At 75.3% G+C, this 20,288-nt stretch carries 13 protein-coding genes; 8 read left to right on the forward strand and 5 right to left on the reverse strand.

Translation table 11 applies throughout. The features are described 5' to 3' along the window. Positions 1-36: 36 nt before the first annotated feature. Positions 37-417, forward strand: a complete 381-nt coding sequence (gene tatB, locus Actkin_RS04140; protein ID WP_189208325.1) for a Sec-independent protein translocase protein TatB — start codon at positions 37-39, stop codon at positions 415-417. A gap of 161 nt (positions 418-578) precedes the next feature. On the opposite strand, the gene Actkin_RS04145 is transcribed toward tatB, so the two are convergent. Next, complete coding sequence (locus Actkin_RS04145; protein WP_258906005.1) at positions 579-1,724, reverse strand: Mrp/NBP35 family ATP-binding protein; 1,146 nt, start codon at positions 1,722-1,724, stop codon at positions 579-581. Positions 1,725-1,844: 120 nt separating this feature from the next. Here Actkin_RS04145 and Actkin_RS04150 point away from each other — a divergent pair, with 120 nt between their 5' ends. Continuing rightward, the gene (locus tag Actkin_RS04150; protein ID WP_189208323.1) at positions 1,845-2,306 is read left to right on the forward strand and encodes a MarR family winged helix-turn-helix transcriptional regulator; all 462 of its coding nucleotides are present in this window, start codon (positions 1,845-1,847) and stop codon (positions 2,304-2,306) included. A 3-nt stretch (positions 2,307-2,309) separates the two neighbouring features. Here Actkin_RS04150 and Actkin_RS04155 read toward each other — a convergent pair whose 3' ends face one another. The 4 genes from Actkin_RS04155 to Actkin_RS04170 all read right to left on the reverse strand — a co-directional run bounded on the left by Actkin_RS04155 (position 2,310) and on the right by Actkin_RS04170 (position 6,077). Continuing rightward, positions 2,310-2,813 carry a DUF1003 domain-containing protein gene (locus Actkin_RS04155; protein ID WP_189208322.1) on the reverse strand — a complete coding sequence of 168 codons (504 nt, stop codon included), beginning with the start codon at positions 2,811-2,813 and terminating at the stop codon, positions 2,310-2,312. After that, on the reverse strand, positions 2,806-4,071 hold the full coding sequence (locus Actkin_RS04160) for a magnesium transporter MgtE N-terminal domain-containing protein (RefSeq protein WP_258907847.1): 1,266 nt from the start codon (positions 4,069-4,071) through the stop codon (positions 2,806-2,808). Before Actkin_RS04160 ends, Actkin_RS04155 begins: the two co-directional genes overlap by 8 nt. Next, positions 4,068-5,036 carry a helix-turn-helix domain-containing protein gene (locus Actkin_RS04165; RefSeq protein ID WP_258907848.1) on the reverse strand — a complete coding sequence of 323 codons (969 nt, stop codon included), beginning with the start codon at positions 5,034-5,036 and terminating at the stop codon, positions 4,068-4,070. Before Actkin_RS04165 ends, Actkin_RS04160 begins: the two co-directional genes overlap by 4 nt. Positions 5,037-5,207: 171 nt before the next feature. After that, positions 5,208-6,077: an aminoglycoside phosphotransferase family protein gene (locus Actkin_RS04170; protein ID WP_258906007.1), complete on the reverse strand. Its 870-nt coding sequence runs from the start codon at positions 6,075-6,077 to the stop codon at positions 5,208-5,210. A gap of 101 nt (positions 6,078-6,178) precedes the next feature. On the opposite strand from Actkin_RS04170, the gene Actkin_RS04175 reads away from it, so the two are divergent. The 6 genes from Actkin_RS04175 to Actkin_RS04200 all read left to right on the forward strand — a co-directional run bounded on the left by Actkin_RS04175 (position 6,179) and on the right by Actkin_RS04200 (position 20,288). Further along, the gene (locus Actkin_RS04175; RefSeq protein WP_258906009.1) at positions 6,179-7,264 is read left to right on the forward strand and encodes an HpcH/HpaI aldolase/citrate lyase family protein; all 1,086 of its coding nucleotides are present in this window, start codon (positions 6,179-6,181) and stop codon (positions 7,262-7,264) included. Then, the gene (locus tag Actkin_RS04180; RefSeq protein ID WP_258906010.1) at positions 7,261-8,136 is read left to right on the forward strand and encodes an HpcH/HpaI aldolase/citrate lyase family protein; all 876 of its coding nucleotides are present in this window, start codon (positions 7,261-7,263) and stop codon (positions 8,134-8,136) included. Before Actkin_RS04175 ends, Actkin_RS04180 begins: the two co-directional genes overlap by 4 nt. Positions 8,137-8,429: 293 nt before the next feature. Next, on the forward strand, positions 8,430-11,747 hold the full coding sequence (locus Actkin_RS04185; protein WP_258906011.1) for a beta-ketoacyl synthase N-terminal-like domain-containing protein: 3,318 nt from the start codon (positions 8,430-8,432) through the stop codon (positions 11,745-11,747). After that, positions 11,747-14,713 (forward strand): thioesterase domain-containing protein, encoded by a 2,967-nt coding sequence (locus Actkin_RS04190; RefSeq protein ID WP_258906013.1) that lies wholly within the window; start codon positions 11,747-11,749, stop codon positions 14,711-14,713. The genes Actkin_RS04185 and Actkin_RS04190 overlap by 1 nt, the downstream gene beginning before the upstream one ends. Further along, entirely contained in the window at positions 14,710-17,001 is a 2,292-nt protein-coding gene (locus Actkin_RS04195) for a lantibiotic dehydratase (RefSeq protein WP_258906014.1), read from the forward strand. Before Actkin_RS04190 ends, Actkin_RS04195 begins: the two co-directional genes overlap by 4 nt. Beyond that, positions 16,998-20,288 (forward strand): condensation domain-containing protein, encoded by a 3,291-nt coding sequence (locus Actkin_RS04200; RefSeq protein WP_258906015.1) that lies wholly within the window; start codon positions 16,998-17,000, stop codon positions 20,286-20,288. The genes Actkin_RS04195 and Actkin_RS04200 overlap by 4 nt, the downstream gene beginning before the upstream one ends.

Here is a 20,288-nt window from a genome sequence, read left to right on the forward strand (position 1 = left end):
TAGTCTGGGGCCAGGAGCGAGCGCGGAGGTGTCAGGGTGTTCGAGAGCATCGGCTGGGCCGAGATCCTGGTTCTCGGCATCGCCGGGCTGTTCATCCTGGGCCCGGAGCGGCTGCCCGACGCGGCCGCCTGGCTCGGGCGCAGCATCCGCAAGGTCCGCGACTTCGCCACCGGGGCCCGCGACCAGCTGAAGAACGAACTGGGCCCGGAGTACGACGACATCCGCAAGCCCCTTGAGGACCTGCGCAGGCTGCGCAACTTCGACCCGAAGCAGATGATGGCCAACCACCTCTTCGGCGACGACCACGACGGCACCAAGCCCAACGGCTACGCCCCGCAGCCCCCGATCCCGCAGATCAAGCCCGCCGCCCCGCCCGCCCCGGAGAAGAAGCCGGACTTCGACCCCGACGCGACCTGATCCCGGCGCCATTGGGGGTGCGGGGAGAAGCGACGCCGAGTCGCGCAGGCTGGTGGTCGAGCACCTCGGCGCGACCGCTCACGTCGTCCAGGCCGGCTACCGGCTGAACAGGCGCCCACGACCCCCGCGAGCGGTGAAAGCCCGCTCGCAGGGGGACAGGGCTAGCGGCCCGCGGGGCTGACGGAGAGCATGCGGCCCGCCAGGCCGCGGGCGCGGACGGTGAGCTTGCCCGCGATCTCGTGCAGCACCTTCGCCGCCGGGGCGTCGGGCTGGGACGTGACCAGCGGCTCGCCCGCGTCGCCGCCCTCGCGGAGGCGGGGGTCGAGGGGGACCTGGCCGAGCAGGGGGACGTCCGAGCCGACGGCCTGGGTCAGCGAGTCCGCGACGGCCTGGCCGCCGCCGGTGCCGAAGACGTCCATGCGGGAGCCGTCGGGCATCTCCAGCCAGGACATGTTCTCGATCACGCCCGCCACCCGCTGCCGGGTCTGCAGGGCGATGGCGCCCGCGCGCTCGGCGACCTCGGCCGCCGCCTGCTGGGGGGTGGTGACGACCAGGATCTCCGCGTTGGGGATCAGCTGGGCGACGGAGATGGCGATGTCGCCGGTGCCCGGCGGCAGGTCGAGCAGCAGCACGTCCAGGTCGCCCCAGAAGACGTCGGCGAGGAACTGCTGGAGGGCGCGGTGCAGCATCGGGCCGCGCCAGACGACCGGGGTGTTGCCGGGGGTGAACATGCCGATGGAGATCACCTTCACGCCGTTGGCCTGCGGCGGGAGGATCATCTTCTCGACCTTGGTCGGCTTGTCGGTCGCGCCGACCATGCGCGGGATCGAGTGGCCGTAGATGTCGGCGTCGACGATGCCGACCTTGAGGCCGCGCGCGGCCATGGCGACCGCGAGGTTGACCGTCACGCTGGACTTGCCGACGCCGCCCTTGCCGGAGGCCACGCAGTACACCCTGGTCAGCGAGCCGGGCTCGGCGAACGGGATGCGCGGCTCCTCGGCGTCCCCGCGCAGCGACTTGCGCAGGGCGGTGCGCTGCTCGTCGGACATGACGTCGAGTTCGACGGCGACCGAGACCACGCCCGGCAGAGCCGACACCGCGGCGGTGACGTCGCGGGTGATCTTGTCGCGCAGCGGACAGCCCGCCACCGTGAGGTACACGCCCACGTCCACCCGGCCGTCCGGGTGCACGGTCACGTCCTTGACCATGCCCAGCTCGGTGATCGGCCGGTGGATCTCGGGGTCCTGCACCCCCGCGAGCGCGGTGCGCACGGCCTCGGTGCTGGGGACCTGCTGCGTGGAAGTCACCTATCCATGTTACGGAGTGGTAGGCCGCTGTCCGCATGGCCCGCGCCACACGGGCTGGTGGCGAGGCAGCCAACCACGCTCCGTACGATCGGCAGTCTCTCCCCGTGAAGGAGGACGCCGTTGACGGTGCCGCAGCAGGCCGCCCGGCCGACCCGAGAACAGCTCGCCGCCTGGCGGAACTTCCTGCGCGCGCACGCCCGCATCACGCGCAGCCTGGAGGCCGAGCTGGTGGCCGAGCAGCGCCTCTCCCTCGGGTCATACGACGTGCTGCTCCAGCTCGCCGAGGCGCCGAGGCGGCGGCTGCGGATGGCCGAGCTGGCCGACGCCGTCCTGCTGTCGCGCTCCGGCGTGACCCGCCTGGTCGACCGGCTGGAGCGCGCGGGCCTGGTGGCCCGCGAGCGGGTCGCGGGCGACGGGCGCGGCGTGGTCGCCGCGCTCACCGAGCGTGGTCTCGACACCCTCAGGACGGCGTCGCACACGCACCTGGCGGGCATCGTGCGCCACTTCGTCGCCCACCTCGACGCCGCCGAGCTGGCCGAGATCGGCCGGATCTGCGGGGACCTCGCCGACCAGCCGGAGTGAGGGTCAGAACGGCAGTTCGTCGCGGGACTTGCGCCGGGGCTCCCCGGACAGCCCGGTCCTGAGCTTCTCCAGCTCGCCGCGCAGGTAGTCGCGGGTGGCGACCTCGCCGATCGCCAGCCGCAGCGCGGCCAGCTCGCGGGCCAGGAACTCGGTGTCGGCCTTGGTCTGCGCGGCGCGCGCCCGGTCCTCCTCCAGCGACACCCGGTCCCGGTCGTCCTGGCGGTTCTGGGCCAGCAGGATCAGCGGGGCGGCGTAGGCGGCCTGGGTGGAGAACGCCAGGTTCAGCAGGATGAACGGGTAGGGGTCCCAGCGCAGCGACACCGCCACCAGGTTCAGCGTGATCCAGACGACGACGATCAGCGTCTGCCAGAACAGGAACTTGCCGGTGCCGAGGAACCGGGCCAGCCGCTCGGAGAACCGGCCGAAGGCCTCCGGGTCGAACCGGACCCGGAGGCTGCGCGGCGCCCTCGGCTGGTCGAGCCTGCGGCGGAATGTCGGCTCAGGCACCCATGACCCCTTCGGAATGCCGCCAGCCCTCGGGGAGCAGGTGGTCCAGCACGTCGTCGACCGTGATCGCCCCGACCAGGTGCTCGCCGTCGTCGACGACCGGCGCGCACACCAGGTTGTAGGTGGCGAAGAAGCGGGTGACCTCCAGCAGCGTGTCGGCGGGCCGCAGGGCGGTCAGGTCGCGGTCGACCAGCCCGGCCACCAGGTCCGACGGCGGCTCGCGCAGCAGCCGCTGCGTGTGCACCAGGCCGAGGTAGCGCCCGGTCGGGGTGGCGCTCGGCGCCCTGCACACGAACACCATGCTGGCCAGCGCCGGGGTGATGTCGGGGTTGCGCACCCTGGCCAGCGCCTCGGCGACGGGGGAGTCGGGGGCCACCACGATCGGCTCGGGCGTCATGAGCCCGCCCGCGCTGTCGTGGCTGTACTCCAGCAGCCGCTTGACCGGCGCGGACTCCTCCGGCGCCATGAGTTCGAGGAACCGGTTCTTGTCCGGCTCGGACAGCTCGGCGAGCAGGTCCGCGGCGTCGTCGGGGTCCATCGCCTCCAGCACGTCGGCGGCGCGCTCCTCGTCGAGGTGGCGCAGCAGGTCGGTCTGGGCGGTCTCGGACAGCTCCTCGATGACGTCGGCCAGCCGCTCGTCGTCGAGGGCGTCGGCGACCTCATAGCGGCGCTTGGCTGGCAGCTCCTGCATGGCCTTGGCCACGTCGGCCGCCCGCATGGACTCGAAGACGGCCAGCAGCCGGTGCGCGTCCTGCGGCTGCCCCACCAGCTCGGTGATGCCCGGCGCGCGCACCTCCGACCAGTCCAGCACCTCGACCGGCCCGCGCCTGCCGAGCCGCCCGGTGCGCTCGCGCACGGCGATGCGCCCCAGCACCCAGTCGCGGGTCCGGGTCGGCTCCATCGCGGTGTCCACCACGACCGCGCTGCGCCCGGACTCGATGACCGTGACGCGCGCGTCCAGCAGCTGACCGATCACCAGCACCTCGTGCGGGCGCTTGGTGAAGTGCCGCATGTTGACCAGGCCCGTGGCCAGCGTGACCGCCTGCGGCTCGATCGCGGCGACCCGCAGCATCGGCACGAAGATCCGCCGCCGGGTCGCCAGCTCGACGACGAGGCCGAGCACCCGGGGCGGGGCGCCGTCGGCGCGCAGCCCGGCCACCAGGTCGCCGATCTTGCCGATCGACTCGCCGTCCGGGCCGAACACCGGCAGCCCGACCAGCTGCGCCGCGAACACCCTGGTGGTAGCCACGCCGGTCAGGCTAGCCGCCTGTCGACGTGCTCACCGGTCAACGCGTCCCCCGTGTCCGTGCGCTGGTAGCGCACCGAGCGACCGTCGCGGTACTTGGCGACCAGGCCCGCGTCGCGCAGCACGGCGAGGTGGTGGGAGACGGTGGCGGCGGCGAGCCCGTGCCGCCTGCTCAGCTCCGTGGTGGTGCTCGGGCGGTCGAGGCTGATCAGCAGGCGGGCGCGGGTGGCGCCGACCAGCCGGTCCAGCGACGACGGTCCCGCCGCGTCGGGACCGCCGACCGCCGGGTACATCAGCACGCTGTCGTCGGGGTTGCCCAACTGGCTGAACAGGTTCGGCCAGGCCAGCACCGACGGCGAGAGCACCAGCTCGTCCCCGTTGAGCTCGTAGGTCTCGGTGTACGGCTTGTCGATCTCGATGCAGCCGTTGGCCCAGCGGGTCTTGGCGTGCAGGGAGTCGATGAGCGCGCCGATGCCCCCGGCGGCCATCGTGCGCGCCCGCCGTGCGAGGTCGGCGTCGATGCGGGCGCGCAGCCCCGGCCAGTCGTCGGCCATCGCCGCGGCCCAGAACCGCGCCATCCCGTTCGCGGCGCGCCTGGCGAACGTGCCGGACTCGGCGGCCGCGCGCAGCCGGGGATCGGCGCCGTGGGTGGCCGCGGCGAGCTGGGCCATGACCGCCTCGGCCGACGTGGCGGCCATCCGCTCCAGCTGCTGGGCGAACACGCGGTCGGCGGGCACGGCGGCGGGCTTGGGGGTCAGCAGGTCGGGGATCGACTTGGGCGGCGACGCGGCGAACAGCACCGCCACCAGCCGCACGTCCGGGTCGCGCAGGGCGAACCGGGCCGTGGGGCCGGGATCGCCGTAGAGCGGGTGCGGGAGGCCGCCCGCGGTGTAGGCGAGCCACTCCATGGCCTCGGTGGCGGGCGATGGGGCCAGCCGGACCCGGGCGAGCGCGGCCGCGTCCAGGCGCACAACCATCACGCGCCCAGCCTAGTGACCATTCGAGCACGATCGAATAGCTGGCGGTGGCGGCATCGGACGCGGTGTGCTGGTCCCGCCACGGCGTGGGGGGAAGGCGCTGTGGACGCCGGGGACTGGGGGTGCGGCCGGGGTTCGCCCCGGCCGCCCCCGGTGTCCCCGGCGGGCCGTTCAGCTCAGGGCGTCGATGATCGCCTCGGCGCTCTGGCCTGCCGGATCGTCATCGTCGGACCAGAGCCAGGACTCGACAGCGCGCACCAAGGTCCACTTGCGGGCCTTGGCCCGGTCCATGCCGGTGGCCTCGACCAGCGCGTCCAGCCGGTCGGCGAGGTCGCCGTCGGTGTGGCGGTTCCACAGCATCGGGATCAGGCCGAACTCCGGGTCGCCCGCGATCGGCTTGGGGTCGATGACCAGCCAGGGCTCCCGCGCGCCGCCGAGCACGTTCTCGTAGTGCAGGTCCTCGTTGACCAGCCGCGAGACCGACACCGGGCCGAGTTCGCGGCAGTAGGCCGCGGCGCGGTCGATCAGCTCGTCGTCGACGGCCTCGCCGGTCGCCTTGAGCGCGGCGTTGTCGGCGGGCAGGTCGACGGCCAGCCGCTCGGCGACCGCGCGCAGGTGGCGCACCGGCGCGGGCGCGGGCCGGTCGAGGCGGCGGATCAGCTCGGCGGTGATCTCCAGGGCCTTGTCCAGCGGGACGTCCATCAGGGTGCGGTCGGCGTCGAGGCGTTCGAGCAGCAGGCTCCAGCCGTCGGCGGCCAGCAGCCGGACCGCGCCGTCGCCGTCCCACAGGCGCAGGGCCAGCGCCTCGTGCTCGGCCTCAGGGTGCGGCCAGCCGATCTTGAGCACCGCCGCGGCGCCGTCGGCGCGGCGGACCGGCTGCACCACCGAGCAGAAGCCGTGCCACGACGGGCCGTCCGGGCGCAGCGACCAGCGGTCCAGCATCGCCGCGCCCTGCGCGGGCAGGCTGGCCAGCCAGGCCCGGCCCGCCTCGCCCTCCCGGTCGGCGAAGCCCTCGGCGAAAGCCGGTGGGATGTCGAACACCCTGCTCCCTCATGTCGTTGGTCACGATGGCGGTCCGGCAGGGCCCGTGGTCGACTAGAACATCTAGTCAGTTACCGGCCGGTAGACAGCTCGGAGGCCCGATGCGTTCCCCCAAGGACTTCTTCCGCCCACTCGCCGTCGGCGCGCCGGAACCGCTGCGGGAGGTCCCGTTCCGGCCCTCCCGGATGATTCACTTCTTCGACCCGAGCAACGAGAAGATGGCCGCCAAGGTTCCCGCCATGGCGGCGCAGGCCGATGTGCTGCTGGGCAACCTGGAGGACGCCGTCCGCGCCGACCGCAAGGAGGCGGCGCGGGCCGGGCTGGTCGCGGTGGCCAAGACCACCGACTTCGGCGACACGCAGCTGTGGACCCGGGTCAACAGCCTGGACTCGCCGTGGGTGCTCGACGACCTGATCACGCTGGTGACCGAGATCGGCGACAAGCTCGACGTGATCATGATCCCCAAGGTCGAGGGCGCCGCGGACATCCACTACGTCGACCGGCTGCTCGCCCAGCTGGAGGCCCGCGCGGGCCTGACCAGGCCGCTGCTGGTGCACGCGATCCTGGAGACCGCCAGCGGCGTGGCCAACGTCGAGGAGATCGCCACCGCGAGCCCGCGCATGCAGGGCATCTCCCTCGGCCCGGCCGACCTCGCCGCCAGCCGCCGGATGAAGACGACCCGGGTCGGCGGCGGCCACCCCGGCTACCTCGTCCGCACCGACCCGACCGGGGACGACCTCACCGCGGGCCGGACCACCTTCCAGCAGGACCTCTGGCACTACACCGTCGCGCGCATGGTCGACGCCTGCGCGGCCGCCGGGATCCTGCCCTACTACGGGCCCTTCGGCGACATCGCCGACGTCGTGGCCTGCGAGGACCAGTTCCGCAACGCGTTCCTGCTCGGCTGCGTCGGCGCGTGGAGCCTGCACCCCAAGCAGATCGCGATCGCCAAGAAGGTGTTCTCGCCTGCGCCGGAGGACGTCGCGTGGGCCCGGCGGGTCATCGCCGCCATGGGCGACGGCACGGGCGCGGTCATGATCGACGGGAAGATGCAGGACGACGCCACGGTCAAGCAGTGCCGGGTCGTCGCCGACCTGGCCGACGCGCTCGCCGCGCGCGACCCCGAGCTGGCCGCCGCGTACGAGGCCGCGACCAAGTCGGCCGTCGAGGAAGGTGTGTCCGCATGACGTACGTGCCCCGCCGCTCGGTCCTCTACATGCCCGGCGCGAACGAGCGCGCGCTGGAGAAGGCCAAGACCCTGCCCGCCGACGCGCTGATCCTCGACCTGGAGGACTCCGTCGCCCCCGACGCGAAGGCCGACGGCCGCAAGCGGGTGTGCGAGGCCGTCGGCGCTGGCGGCTACGGCCGCCGCGAGCTGACGATCCGCGTCAACGGCCTCGACACCCAGTGGCACGTCGACGACCTGCGCGCCGCCGCCGAGGCCGGTCCGGCCGGGGTGGTGGTGCCCAAGGTGAACTCCGCTGCCGATGTGCACGCCATCGAGCGCGCGTTGGAGGCCGCGGGCGCGCCCGACCACACCGCGATCTGGGCGATGGTGGAGACGCCCATCGCCATGCTGCGCGCGCACGAGATCGCCGCGGCCAGTGAGCGGCTGACCGTGCTCGTCATGGGCACCAACGACCTGGCCAAGGAACTGCACGCCGAGCACGTGCCCGGCCGCGCGCCGCTGCTGACCGGCCTGTCGCTGGCCCTGCTCGGCGCCCGCGCGGCGGGCAAGGTCATCCTCGACGGCGTCTACAACGACGTGAAGGACCTCGACGGCTTCGCCGCGGAGTGCCGCCAGGGCCGCGAGTTCGGCTTCGACGGCAAGACGCTGATCCACCCCGGCCAGATCGGACCGTGCAACGAAGTCTTCGCCCCGTCCGATACCGAGGTGGAGCACGCCCGCCGGGTGATCGCCGCCTTCGAGGCCGCGGCCGCCGAGGGGCGCGGCGTGGTCACCGTCGACGGCCGGATGATCGAGAACCTGCACGTCGACAACGCCCGTCGCGTCCTGGACGTCGCGGCGGCCATCGGCGCGTTCGACAACGGGGAGTGATCACCGTTTAGTCACGGCCAGTCACAAGATCGAGCGCGTGTGATCACGGTCACCCACTCATGGCCTAGGTCTTCCCGCTAACTGGTAACCAACCGTGAAAAATTGCGGCTGTTTGGTCCACGCGCGCTGATGCGTCCTCCGCAACTTTCCGAAATGGCTGCTCGGATGGCGGAGGACGTGCTTAGCCTTCCCGCCATCTGATGGGCAGCTGTCCGAAGGGGCAGTGGGGGGAAGGGGAGACCGGTGACCGGCAGGGGACGACGACGTCCGGCCCGGCCCGCTCCGGTACGCGGATGAGACCGACGGTCGCGCAGGGTTTCGCCGACGCCGCCCGGCGCTGGCCGGACGCGCTCGCGGTCGGCGGCGAGCATCCGCTGACCTACGCGGAGCTGGCCGTCCGCGCGGGCGGTGTCGCGCGCGCCCTGGCCGGGATCGCCCCGGGCGAGCGGGTCGGCGTCGCGCTGCCGCACGGGCCGCGCGCGATCGCCGCCGTGCTCGGCGTCCTCGCCGCGGGCGGCGCCTACGTCCCGATCGACCCGGCGTTCCCGGCGGCGCGGCGCGCCGTGATGGCCGAGACCGCGGGCGTCGCCACGGTCGTCACCGAGGCCGCCAGCGGGCTGCCCGGCGTCATGATCGAGCACGTCGCTGACGCGCCGCTGACCGTCGCCGAACCGGGCGAGACCGCGTACGTGCTGTTCACCTCCGGCTCGACCGGCGAGCCCAAGGCCGTCGCGCAGACGCACGCGAACCTGCGCCACGTGGTGGACAACCAGCTCGCCACGCTCGGCATCGGCCCCGCCGACCGGGTGGCCCTGCTGGCCTCGCTGTCCTTCGACGCCGCCATCCCGGACCTGTTCCCGGCCCTGCTCGCGGGCGCGGCGGTGGTCCCGGTCGACGTGCGCGCCGAGGGCGTCGCCGAGACCGCGCGGCTGCTCGCCGAGCACGGCGTGACCGTCTACCACTCCACGCCCACCCTGTACCGCTACCTCGTCGACACGGGGGCGCTCCTGCCGTCCGTGCGGGTCGTGCTGCTGGGCGGCGAGCAGGCCACCTGGGCCGACCTGCGGCGCGGCCGGGACCGGTTCGCGCCGGACTGCGTGTTCGTCAACGGCTACGGGGCCACCGAGGTCACCTTCGCCGCGCAGTTCCGCGTCGCCGCCGCCGACCTGCCGGACGCCGACGGCCCGGTGCCGATCGGCTCGGCGCTGCCCGGCTACACGCTCCGCATCGCCGACGACGGCGAGATCGTCGTCGCCGGGAAGCACCTCGTCGGCCGGTACCTGAGCGGGCCGGGCGACCGCTTCGGCGTCGACCCCGACGGCACGCCCACCTACCGCACGGGCGACCTCGGCAGGCGTGACCCCGACGGCACGCTGGTGTGCCTGGGCAGGCTGGACCGGCAGGTCAAGGTCCGCGGGCACCGCGTCGAGCCCGCCGAGGTCGAGGCAGCGCTGACCGCGGCGTCCGGGGCCCGCGCCCGGGTGATCGTCCGCGACGGTCGGCTGCTGGGCTACGTCGAGTCCGCCGACGCCGACCCGGTCGCGCTGCGGGCCGCGGTGGCCGACGCGCTCCCCGGGTACTGCGTGCCGCAGGCCGTGGTCGCCGTCGCCGCGTTCCCGCTGACCGTGACCGGCAAGGTCGACGAACGCGCGCTGCCCGACCCTCCCGCCGAGCGACCGGCGCGGGCCATGACCGACACCGAGCGCCTGGTCCACGACGCCTGGTGCGCGGTGCTCACCGTGCGCTCGGTGGGGCTGGACGTCGCGTTCTTCGACGCGGGCGGGCACTCGCTGAGCCTCGGTGTCCTGCGCGCGCGCCTGGCCGAGGCCACCGGAGCCGACATCGGCGTCGCCGCGCTGCTGCGCCACCCGACCGTCGCCGCGCAGGCCCGGTTCCTCGACGCCGATCCGCGGGAGCGGGAGCGCGGCGCCGTCGAGCGGGCTGAGACCGGGGACGAGATCGCCGTCGTCGGCCTGGCCTGCCGGTTCCCCGGCGCGGCCGACGCTGGCGCGTTCTGGTGGAACCTGTGCGCAGGCGTCGACTCCATCCACGACCACACCGACGCCGAACTGGCCGCGCTCGGCATCGGCCCGGGTCTGCGCGCCGACCCGGCCCACGTCCGCGGGCACGGCGTGCTGACCGGGATCGAGGAGTTCGACGCGGAGTTCTTCGGGTTCACCCCGGCCGAGGCCGAGACCACCGACCCGCAGCACCGGCTGTTCCTGGAAACGGCGTGGGCGGCGCTGGAGGACGCGGGCCACGACCCGGCGACCGAGCCGGGGCGCGTCGGCGTCTTCGCCTCGGCGTCGGTCAACCGGTACTTCCTCTACCACCTGTTCGACAACCCGGCGGTGGCCGACCTCGACCCCGACGACTGGGAGGGCAGGCTGCTCGGCCGCCAGCAGGCCGACCACCTGCCCGGCCAGGTCGCCTACCGGCTCGGCCTGACCGGCCCGGCGATGGCCGTGCAGAGCGCGTGCTCCAGCGCGCTGGTCGCGGTGTGCGAGGCGGCGCAGAACCTGGCGGACTACCGCTGCGACATCGCGCTCGCGGGCGGGGTCGCGGTGACCTGGCCCCGGCACCGCGCGGGCGGGATGGCCTCCCCGGACGGGCGCTGCCGGGCCTTCGACGAGGCGGCGGCGGGCACCGGGTTCGGCTCCGGCGTCGGCGTCGTGGTCCTGCGCAGGCTCGCCGACGCCCGCGCCGACGGCGACCACGTGTACGCCGTGCTGCCCGGCTGGGGTGTGAGCAACGACGGCGCCGAGCGCGCCGGGTACGCCGTGCCCAGCCCGGTCGGGCAGGCCGAGGCGATCGCCGACGCGCTCGCGGCCGCCCAGCTCGACCCGGCCGACGTCGGCTTCGTCGAGGCGCACGGCAGCGGGACGCCGCTGGGCGACGCGATCGAGGCCGCCGCGCTCACCGACGTCTTCGGCGACGTCGAGCACTGCGCGCTGGGCTCGGTGAAGACCAACATCGGGCACCTGGACGCCGCTGCGGGCATCGCGAGCCTGATCAAGGCCGTGTTGGCCGTGCGGCACGGGCAGATCCCGCCGAGCCTGCACTTCACCGCCGCGCACCCGGACGTCGACCTCGGCCCGTTCACCGTGCCGACGAAGCTCACCGCGTGGCCCGCCGGTCCGCGGGTGGCGGGCGTGAACTCCTTCGGCGTGGGCGGCACCAACGCGCACGTCCTGGTCCGGCAGTCCGAAGAGGACATCCCGCCGCCGTGCCCGGAGCGGACCTGGACCCTCCCGGTCTCCGCGCGCGACCCGATCGCCCTGCGCGCCGCGCTGTCGCGGCTGCGGGACCACATCGCCGAGCACGCCCCGCGCGTCGCCGACGTCGCGTACACGCTGTCGGTCGGCAGGCGGGCGTTCGACTGCCGCGCCGCGGTCGAGTGCACCGACGCGACCGTGCTGGCCGCGCTGACCGAGGCCATCGACGGCCGCACGACCGCGCACTCCGAGCGGGCGCGCCGGTGGGTCGCGGGCGAGTCCGTCGCGTGGGCCGAGGACTTCGACGGCGTCCCGGCGCGCCGCGTCCCGCTGCCCACATACCCGTTCCGGCGATCGCGCCACTGGATCGACCCGCCACGCAAGGAAGTGCTCTAGTGGAGTGGTTCGTCAACCGCGTCCCGCGCCCCGGCGCGGACGTCCGGCTGTTCTGCCTGCCCTACGCCGGGGCGGGGGCGTCGGTGTTCGCCGCGTGGCCCGCCGCCGTCGGTCCCCGGATCGACGTGCACGCGCTCGCGCTGCCCGGCCGGGAGCGGCGCATCGAGGACGACCCGAGGTTCGACGTCGCCGAGATCGCCGCCGCCCTCGCCGAGCGCGCCGACCGGCCGTTCGCGCTCTACGGGCACTCCATGGGCGCGCGGCTGGCCTTCGAGGTCGTCCGCGAGCTGCGCCGGACGGGCGCGGCGCTGCCGGAGAAGCTCATCGTCGGCGGGTGCCGCGCCCCGCACGAGACGGCCGCGACGGTGTTCGACGGCCTGTCCCGGGTGGACGACGCGGAGCTGGTGCGCAGGCTCACCGACGGCGGCGGGTTGCCCGCCGAGGTGGCCGGGTCGGCCGAGCTGGTCGAGCTGCTGCTGCCCGCGCTGCGCGCCGACTTCGCCTGGATCGACGACTACACCCACACCGCCGAGCCGCCGCTCCCGGTGCCGATCGTCGTCTGCCACGGCACGGGCGACCGCGCCGTCAGCGCCGAGCACGCCGCCGCGTGGGCCCGCCACACCGACCGCTTCACGCTGCGCGAGTTCGACGGCGGCCACTTCTTCCTGCACGAGAACGAGGCGGAGCTGCTGGCCGTGATCGCCGAGGAGATCCTCCCGGCCCGGCCGGACGACCGCGTCCGGCTCGGCGACACCGAGTGGTCGGTCTGGCCGGACGCCGAGCTGCGCACCGCGGGCTTCCCGGTCGAGGGCCTGCACTGGTTCGCCGACCCCGACGTCGCCGAGGCGGCCGACGCCGCGCTCGCGGGCGCCGACGAGGACTTCGCCCGCAGGCTCGCCGACGCGCTCGCCCGCACCGACGAGCGGATCGGGAAGGTCATCGCCGACCCGTTGTTCACCGAGGCGCTGCTGTGGCAGAACGCCGAGCTGGCCGCGCGGTTCACCGGCGGGCTGTCCGAGCGGGCCAGCACGCGGCGCAGGCAGCGGCTGGTCGTGGGCCGCTACTGGCAGCGGTACTGCGCGAAGAACGAGACCATCGGCTTCTTCGGCCCCGAACTCGTGGCGCGGGTCGCCCCGGACGCCCCGGCCATGACCGCGACGCCCGGACCGGCGCTCGTGCGCGGACGGGTCGTGCGGTTCGAGGCGTGGGCGCTGGCCGCCGTCGGCGCGGCGCTGTGCGCCGACCCGGCCGTGCGGGCGTGGATGCCGCCGCGGCTCGCGCCGCACCTGACCGTGCGCGACCGCGCGGTCCTGCGCCCGGCCCGCCCGCCGCTGCCGCTGAGCCCGGCCGAGGCGATCGCGGTCGAGCTGTGCGACGGGCGGCCCGCGTGCGCGGTCATCGCCGACCTCGCCCAGCACGTGCGCGACGCCGAGACGCTGCTGACCCGGCTGGTCGAGCGCGAGGTGCTGACCTGGGACGCCGACCTGCCGATCGCCCCGCACGCCGAGGACGTGCTGCGCGAGCGCGTCGCCGCCATCGGCGACGAGACCGTGCGCGGCCCAGCGCAGTCCACTCTGGACCGGCTGTTCGCCGCCCGGGACGCGGTGGCCGCCGCCGCGGGCGACCCGAACGCCCTCGCCGCGGCGATGACCGCGCTGGACGCGGTGTTCACCGAGATCACCGGCCGCGCGGCCACCCGCGACGGCGGGCAGACCTATGCCGCCCGCACGCTCGTCTACACCGACACCGCGCGCGACCTCGACGTGGTCGTCGGCGCGGGCCTGCTCGACGCCGTCGCCGAGCCGCTGGCCCTGCTGCTGCGCGCGGCCCGCTGGCTGACCGGCGCGCTCGCCGACGCCTACGCCGCCGCCCTCGCCGAGCTGTACGACGACCTCGCAGGCGACGGTCCGGTGTCGCTGGCCGACCTGTGGTTCCTCGCCCAGGGCCTGTTCTTCGGCGACGGCCCGCGCCCGGTCGACGCGGTCTCGGCCGAGTTCGCCGCCCGCTGGGCGCGGCTGTTCGACCTCCCCGACACCGACCGCGCCCACTTCACCACCGCCGACCTCGCCGAGGGCGCCGCGCTGGCCTTCCCCGCCGACCGGCCGGGCTGGTCCGCGGGCGTCATCCACAGCCCGGACCTGCAGATCTGCGCGTCGTCGGTGGACGAGATCAACCGGGGCGAGCACACCGTCGTGCTCGGCGAGCTGCACACCGCGTGGGCGAGCCTGGACTGCCCGGTATACGCGTCGTGGCACCCGGATCCCGAGCGGCTGCGCGCGCGGCTGGCCGAGGACCTCGGCGGCGGGTGCGTCCGGCCGCTGTTCCCGGCCGACTGGCCCCGCCGCACCGGCCGCCTCGGCGACGGGCTCGTCGGGCGCGCCGACCCGCAGCTGGCCTTCGCCGCCGCGCCCGGGGCCGACCGGTCCCGGCTGGTCGCCGCGACCTCCGTCCGCGTCGAGCGCGACGGCGGCGAGCTCGTCGCGGTGCTGGCCGACGGTCGGCGGCTGCGGCTGATCGAGGTGTTCTCCGCGCTGCTGTCGACCCACGCGGTGGACGCGTTCAAGCTGGTGGCCGCCGCCCCGCACACCCCGCGCATCACCGTGGACCGGCTGGTCGTCGCGCGCGAGACCTGGCGCACCACCGTCGGCGAGACCGGCCTCACCGCGGCGCAGGGCGACGCGGAGCGGTACCTGGCAGTGCGGCGGTTCCGCGCGCGGCTCGGGCTCCCGGAGCGGGTGTACGTCAAGATCGGCACCGAGACCAAGCCCTGCTACGTCGACTTCACCGCCCCGGTCTTCGCCCTGTCGCTGTGCGCCATGGTCCGCGCCGCGGCGGCCCACGGGGGCGCGGACGTGTCGGTGACCGTCAGCGAGGCGCTGCCCGCCCCCGAACGCTCCTGGGTGCCCGACGCCCAGGGCAGGCGCTACACCTCCGAACTGCGGCTGCACATGGTGGACGGGTCATGACCGCGCGCGATGGCGAGGTTCCGAGACACCTGGTCGGACTGGGGGACACCGGCTGGCTGGTGTGGCGCGACGGGCTGCTGCGCTCGGCGGGCTTCCCGGCCGCGGGCCTCGATCGCTTCGCCGACCCCGACCTGGCACCCGTCGCCGACGCGGCCATCGCCGGGACCGTCGCCGACGACGTCTTCGCCAAGGCGTTCGCCGACGCCGTCGAGCGCGCGGCGGCCGCCGCGACCGAGACGGCCGCCGATCCGCTGCTGCGCGAGGCGGTGACCTGGCAGAACCCGTCGGTGCTCGTCTCGCTGGACGGGCTGGCCGCCGGTGGGGCGCGCCGCAACGTGCGGCGGCGCGACCGGGAGAAGGCGCTGCTGCGCTACTGGCAGCGGTACTGCGGCAAGAGCGAGACCATCGGCTTCTTCGGCCCGGTCTCCTGGCTGCGCGTCGAGGACGACGCGCCCGCGCTGCGCGCCGAGCCGGGCGAGCGGGCGCTGCGCGGCAGGCGGGTGTTCTTCGAGGCGTGGGCGATGGCCGCGCTCGCCGAGCGGCTGGCCGGGGACGCCGGGGTCCGGCGCTGGTGGCCGGTCCGGCCGCGCCCGCACGTGAGCGTCGAGGGCCAGCGGGTCGTGGTCCCGCTGATGCCCGCGACCACCGTGTCCACTGTGGAGGCGGCGGTCCTGGCGCTGTGCGACGGCAGGCCTGCCAGGGAGGTCGCCGATGCCGGACTGCTGCGCACACCCGAGGACACGTACCTGCTCCTGGAGCGCTTCGTCGAGAAGGGCGTGCTGCACTGGGACGCGGGCCTGCCGCTCAGCCCGCGCGCCGAGGACGTCCTGGCCGAGCGGATCGCCGCCATCGGCGACGCCGAGGCCAGGGCGCGGGCGGCGGAGCCGTTCGCCCGGCTGCGCGCCGCCCGCGACCGCGTGGCCGACGCGGACGCCGACGGGCTCGCCGAGGCGCTGCGCCTGCTCGACGCGGAGTTCGTCGCCGTGACCGGCGTCGAGCCGCGCAGGCGCAGCGGCATGGCCTACGCCGGGCGCACCCTGGTCTACGAGGACACCCTGCGCGACGTCGATGTCGTCGTCGGCGCCGCGCTGCTCGACCGCGTCGCCGGGCCGCTGGACGTGGTGCTGCGCGCCGCCCGGTGGCTCACCGCCGAACTGGGCGCGGCCATCGGCGCCGCGGTGCGCGAGCTGTACGCCGAGCAGCCGCGTCCGGTGCGGCTGTCGGACCTGTGGACGATGAGCCAGGGCCTGCTGTTCACCGGCGACGACCAGCCCGCCGACCGCGTCGCCGCCGAGTTCACCCGCCGCTGGGCCGTCCTCTTCGGACTCGGCGCGGACGGGCCCGTCGCGGTGGACACCGCCGACGCGCTCGCCAGGGCGGCCGAGCTGTTCCCGGCCACGGCGCCCGGCTGGCCGTCCGCGCGCGTCCACAGCCCCGATATCCAGGTCGGCGCGGTCGATGTCGACGCGGTCAACCGGGGCGAGTGCCAGTTCGTGCTCGGCGAGCTGCACCCGGCCAGCACGCCGGTCGACAGCGCGCTGTTCTCGGTGTGGCACCCCGACCCGGCCGCGCTGCGCGCCGGGCTCGACGCCGACCTCGGCCCGGCCCGGCTGCGCGTGCTCTACCCGGCCGACTTCCCCCGGCAGACCGGCCGCACCCGGCACGGCCTCGACGGCCCGCTCGACCGCGAGCTCGGCATCGGCGACACCGAGGGCGCCGACCTGGCGCGGGCGGTGCCCGCGACCGCGTGCCTGGTCGAGGACGTGGCGGGCGAGCTGGTCGTCCGGCTGCCGGACGGGTCGGCGTGGCCGCTGCTGGAGGCGTTCCACGACCTGCTCAGCGCCAAGCTCATGGACAGCTTCAAGCTGCTCGCCCCCGCCGCGCACACCCCGCGCATCAGCATCGGCGAGCTGGTGGTGGCCCGCGAGACCTGGCGCACCACGGTCGCCGAGACCGGGCTGACCTCGGTGACCGGCGAGCCCGAGCGGTACCTGGCGCTGCGGCGGCTGAAGGCGCGGCTCGGGCTGCCGGAGCGGGTGTTCGTCAAGATCGGCACCGAGACCAAGCCGTGCTACCTCGACCTCACCGGGCCCCTGCACGCCCAGGTGTTCGCCTCGATGCTGCGCACCGCCCAGGCCGAGGGCGGCCCGGACGTGACGGTCGTGTTCACCGAACTCCTGCCCGTCCTGGAGCAGAGCTGGCTGACCGACGCCGAGGGGCGCGGCTACGTCAGCGAGCTGCGCCTGCAGATCACTGATCCCGTCCCCTACCCGGGAGGTGCGGTATGACCACCGTGCTCGACCTGATCGCCGCGCACGCCCGGACGCGGGGCGACGCGCCCGCGGTGCGGCAGTGGGACACCACGCTCACCTACGCCCAGCTGTGGGAGCGGGCCTGCGGGCTGGCCGAGGAGCTGCGGGCGCGGGGCGTGCGGCCGGAGGACCGGGTGGGCGTGCGCGTGGCGCGCACGCCGGACCTGGTCGTGGCCGTCCTGGGCGTGCTGCTCAGCGGCGGGGCGTACGTCCCGATCGACCCGGCGCTGCCCGAGGGGCGCGTCGCGGCGGTGCTCGCGGACTCCGGCGCGGTCGCGGTCGTCTCCGAGGTGCGCGCGTCCGCCGCCGACCTGGTCCCGGCCGTCGACGCGGGATCGCTGGCCTACGTGCTCTACACGTCCGGCTCGACCGGCGTCCCCAAGGGCGTGCTCGTCACCCACGCGAACCTCCACAACTACATCGTCGAGACCGCGCGGCTGCTGGCCGCCGGGCCGGACACGCGTGCGCTGGCCGCCTGCTCGGTCGGCTTCGACGCCAGCCTCATCGACCTGCTCGTCCCGCTCGCGGTCGGCGGCTGCGTCATGCTCACCACGGAGGCCGATCGCGCCGATCCCCGACGGCTGGCGGAGTTCGTCGTCGCGCACGGCGTGGACTGGGGGTTCCTCACCCCGGCCGTGCTCGCCCTGGTCGACCCGCGCGCGGTTCCCCTGTGGACGACCGTGCTCAGCGGCGGCGACGTCGTCCCGGCCGCCCTGGCCCGGCGCTGGCTGCGGGCGGGCCCGCGGCGGTTCTTCAACATGTACGGCCCCACCGAGACCACGGTCTCGGTGACCACCGCCGAGGCGACCGGCGGGGAGGCCGTGCTGCCGATCGGCGCGGCCACCGGCGGTCACCGGCTCTATGTCGTGGACGCTCAGCTGCGCCTGGTGGAGGAGGGCGAGCTGCTCGTCGGCGGCCCCGGCGTGGCCAGGGGGTACCTCGGCAAACCGGGCCTGACCGCCGACCGCTTCATCCCCGACCCGTTCTCCGGCGAGCCCGGCGCGCGGCTCTACCGCACCGGCGACCGGGTCCGGGTGCTGCCCGACGGCCGGTTGGCGTACCTGGGCAGGCTGGACCGGCAGGTCAAGATCCGCGGCCAGCGGGTCGAGCCCGCCGAGACCGAGGCCGTGCTGAGCGGGATCGACGGCGTCGCCGAGTGCGCGGTGCTGGTGGACGGCGACACGCTCGTCGCCGTGGTCGCGCCCGAGACCGCGCCGGACGACCTGGTCGAGCGCGCGGCCCGGCTGCTGCCGTCGGCGCTGGTGCCCGCCCGCGTGGTGCGGGTGCCCGCGCTCCCGCTCACCCCCAGCGGCAAGGTGGACCGCTCGGTGCTGCTGAGCCGGTCCACTGAGGACTTCACCGATCCGGTCGAGGCCGAGGTGGCGCGCGCGTGGACGGCGGCCATCGGGCGGGCGCCCACCCGCGACGCCGACTTCCTCGCCGAGGGCGGGCACTCGCTGGCCGCCATGCGGATGGTCGCCGCGCTGCGCACCGCGCTGGGCGTCGGCGTCGCCGTCGAGGCGGTGTTCGACGGCCGGACCGTCGCCGGGATCGCCGAGCGGGTGGCCAAGGCCGAGCCGCTGACCGGTCCGCCGGTGCCGACCGGCAGCGCGCCCGCGCTGTCGCCGCCGCAGCACCGGCTGTGGTTCATGGACCAGCTGGCCCCGGCGAGCGCCCCCTACAACATCGCGCTGGCGACCCGCCTGCGCGGCGAGCTGGACGTGCCCGCGCTGCGCGGCGCGCTGCGGGCCGTGGCCGCCCGGCACGACGTGCTGCGCTGGCGGATCCCGCAGACCGCGGGCGTGCCGTACGCGGTCCGCGACGAGCCCGCCGACGTCCCGCTCGACATCCGCGAGGTGGCCAGCGCCGACATCCCCGGCCTGCTCGCCGAGGACGCCGCGACCCCGCTGGACCTGGCCGCCGGGCCCGCGTGGCGGGCGCGCCTCTACCGGACCGCGCCCGACGAGCACGTCCTCGGGATCACCCTGCACCACGCGGTGTTCGACGGCTGGTCGCAGGACGCGTTCTACCGCGACCTCGCCGACGCCTACGCTGGCCGCGAGCTGCCGCCCCTGCGCACGGGGTACGCCGACTACGCCCACTGGCGCGCCGAGCGCGACCGCAGGCAGGGCCCGGACGACCTGCGCTGGTGGACCGCGCACCTGGCGGGCGCGCCGACCGTGCTCGACCTGCCGCGCGACCGGCCCCGCCCGCCCACGCCGACCTACCGGGGCGCGGAGGCGGCGGCGGCCGTCGAGCGGGCCGACGCCGTGCGCGACCTCGCCCGGCGCATGGCGACCACGCCCGCGACCGTGCTGATGGCCGCGTTCGGCGAACTCGTCGACCGGCTCACCGGCGGTCCCGACCACGTCGTGGGCCTGGTGCTCGCCGACCGCGAGCACGCCGAGTTCGAGGACGTCGTCGGGTTCTTCGTCGACACCGTGCCCCTGCGGCTGCGCGGCGGCGGCACCTTCGCCGAGCGGGTCGCCAGGGTCGGCGACGAGCTGCGGGCGGCGGCCGCGCACCCGGCCGCGGCGCTGGACCGGATCGTCGCCGCGCTGGGGGCGGGCCGCGACCCGTCGCACGCGCCGCTGGTGCAGGTCATGCTGAACGTCCTGGACTTCGCCGACCCGGCGGCGCGGCTGCCCGGCTGCGCCGCCGAGCCGGTCCGGGTCGCCAAGCCCGGGTCGCCCTTCGACCTGACCCTCTACCTCGACCCCCGGAACGTCGCCGTCGAGACCGTCTACAACCCGGACCTCTTCGACGCCGAGCGGATCGACGCCCTGCTCGCGGACCTGACCGAGCTGGCGGGCGCGCTCGCGGCTTGCCCGGACGTCCCGGCCGCCGAGGTGGCCGCGCACCTGCCCAGGGCCGCCGTGCGCACGCCCGCGCCCGGCGCCATGGTCGCGCCCGCGCCGGAGCGGGCCGTCGCGGGCGGCCCGGAGACGCCCACCGAGCGGCTGGTCGGCGAGATCTGGCAGGCGGTCATCGGCAGGCCGGTCCGCCCGTCGGACAACTTCTTCGACATCGGCGGCGACTCGATGGCCATGGCCGCGGTGCACGCGCGGCTCACCAAGGCCACCGGCCGCCAGGTCCCGCTGCTCGACCTGTTCCGCCACCCCAACGTCCGGGCCCTGGCCCGCTACCTCGACGGCGACGGCGGCCGCCCCGAGCTGGCCAGGGCCGCCCAGCGTGCCGCCGCCCGGCGCGCCCGGCCCCGCCCGACCCGACCCGTTCCGCGCCGCGGCGCCCAAGGAGACTGA

Origin of the sequence: Actinokineospora sp. UTMC 2448, from assembly GCF_024760565.1 — a bacterium.
In the GTDB taxonomy this organism is placed as follows: domain Bacteria; phylum Actinomycetota; class Actinomycetes; order Mycobacteriales; family Pseudonocardiaceae; genus Actinokineospora; species Actinokineospora fastidiosa.

Coding starts and splice junctions, on each gene's coding strand:
- Actkin_RS04195 (WP_258906014.1), top strand. CDS start 14,710: ATGACCGCGCGCGATGGCGAGGTTCCGAGACACCTGGTCGGACTGGGG.
- Actkin_RS04175 (WP_258906009.1), top strand. CDS start 6,179: ATGCGTTCCCCCAAGGACTTCTTCCGCCCACTCGCCGTCGGCGCGCCG.
- Actkin_RS04185 (WP_258906011.1), top strand. CDS start 8,430: ATGAGACCGACGGTCGCGCAGGGTTTCGCCGACGCCGCCCGGCGCTGG.
- Actkin_RS04180 (WP_258906010.1), top strand. CDS start 7,261: ATGACGTACGTGCCCCGCCGCTCGGTCCTCTACATGCCCGGCGCGAAC.
- Actkin_RS04200 (WP_258906015.1), top strand. CDS start 16,998: ATGACCACCGTGCTCGACCTGATCGCCGCGCACGCCCGGACGCGGGGC.
- Actkin_RS04165 (WP_258907848.1), bottom strand. CDS start 5,036: ATGGTTGTGCGCCTGGACGCGGCCGCGCTCGCCCGGGTCCGGCTGGCC.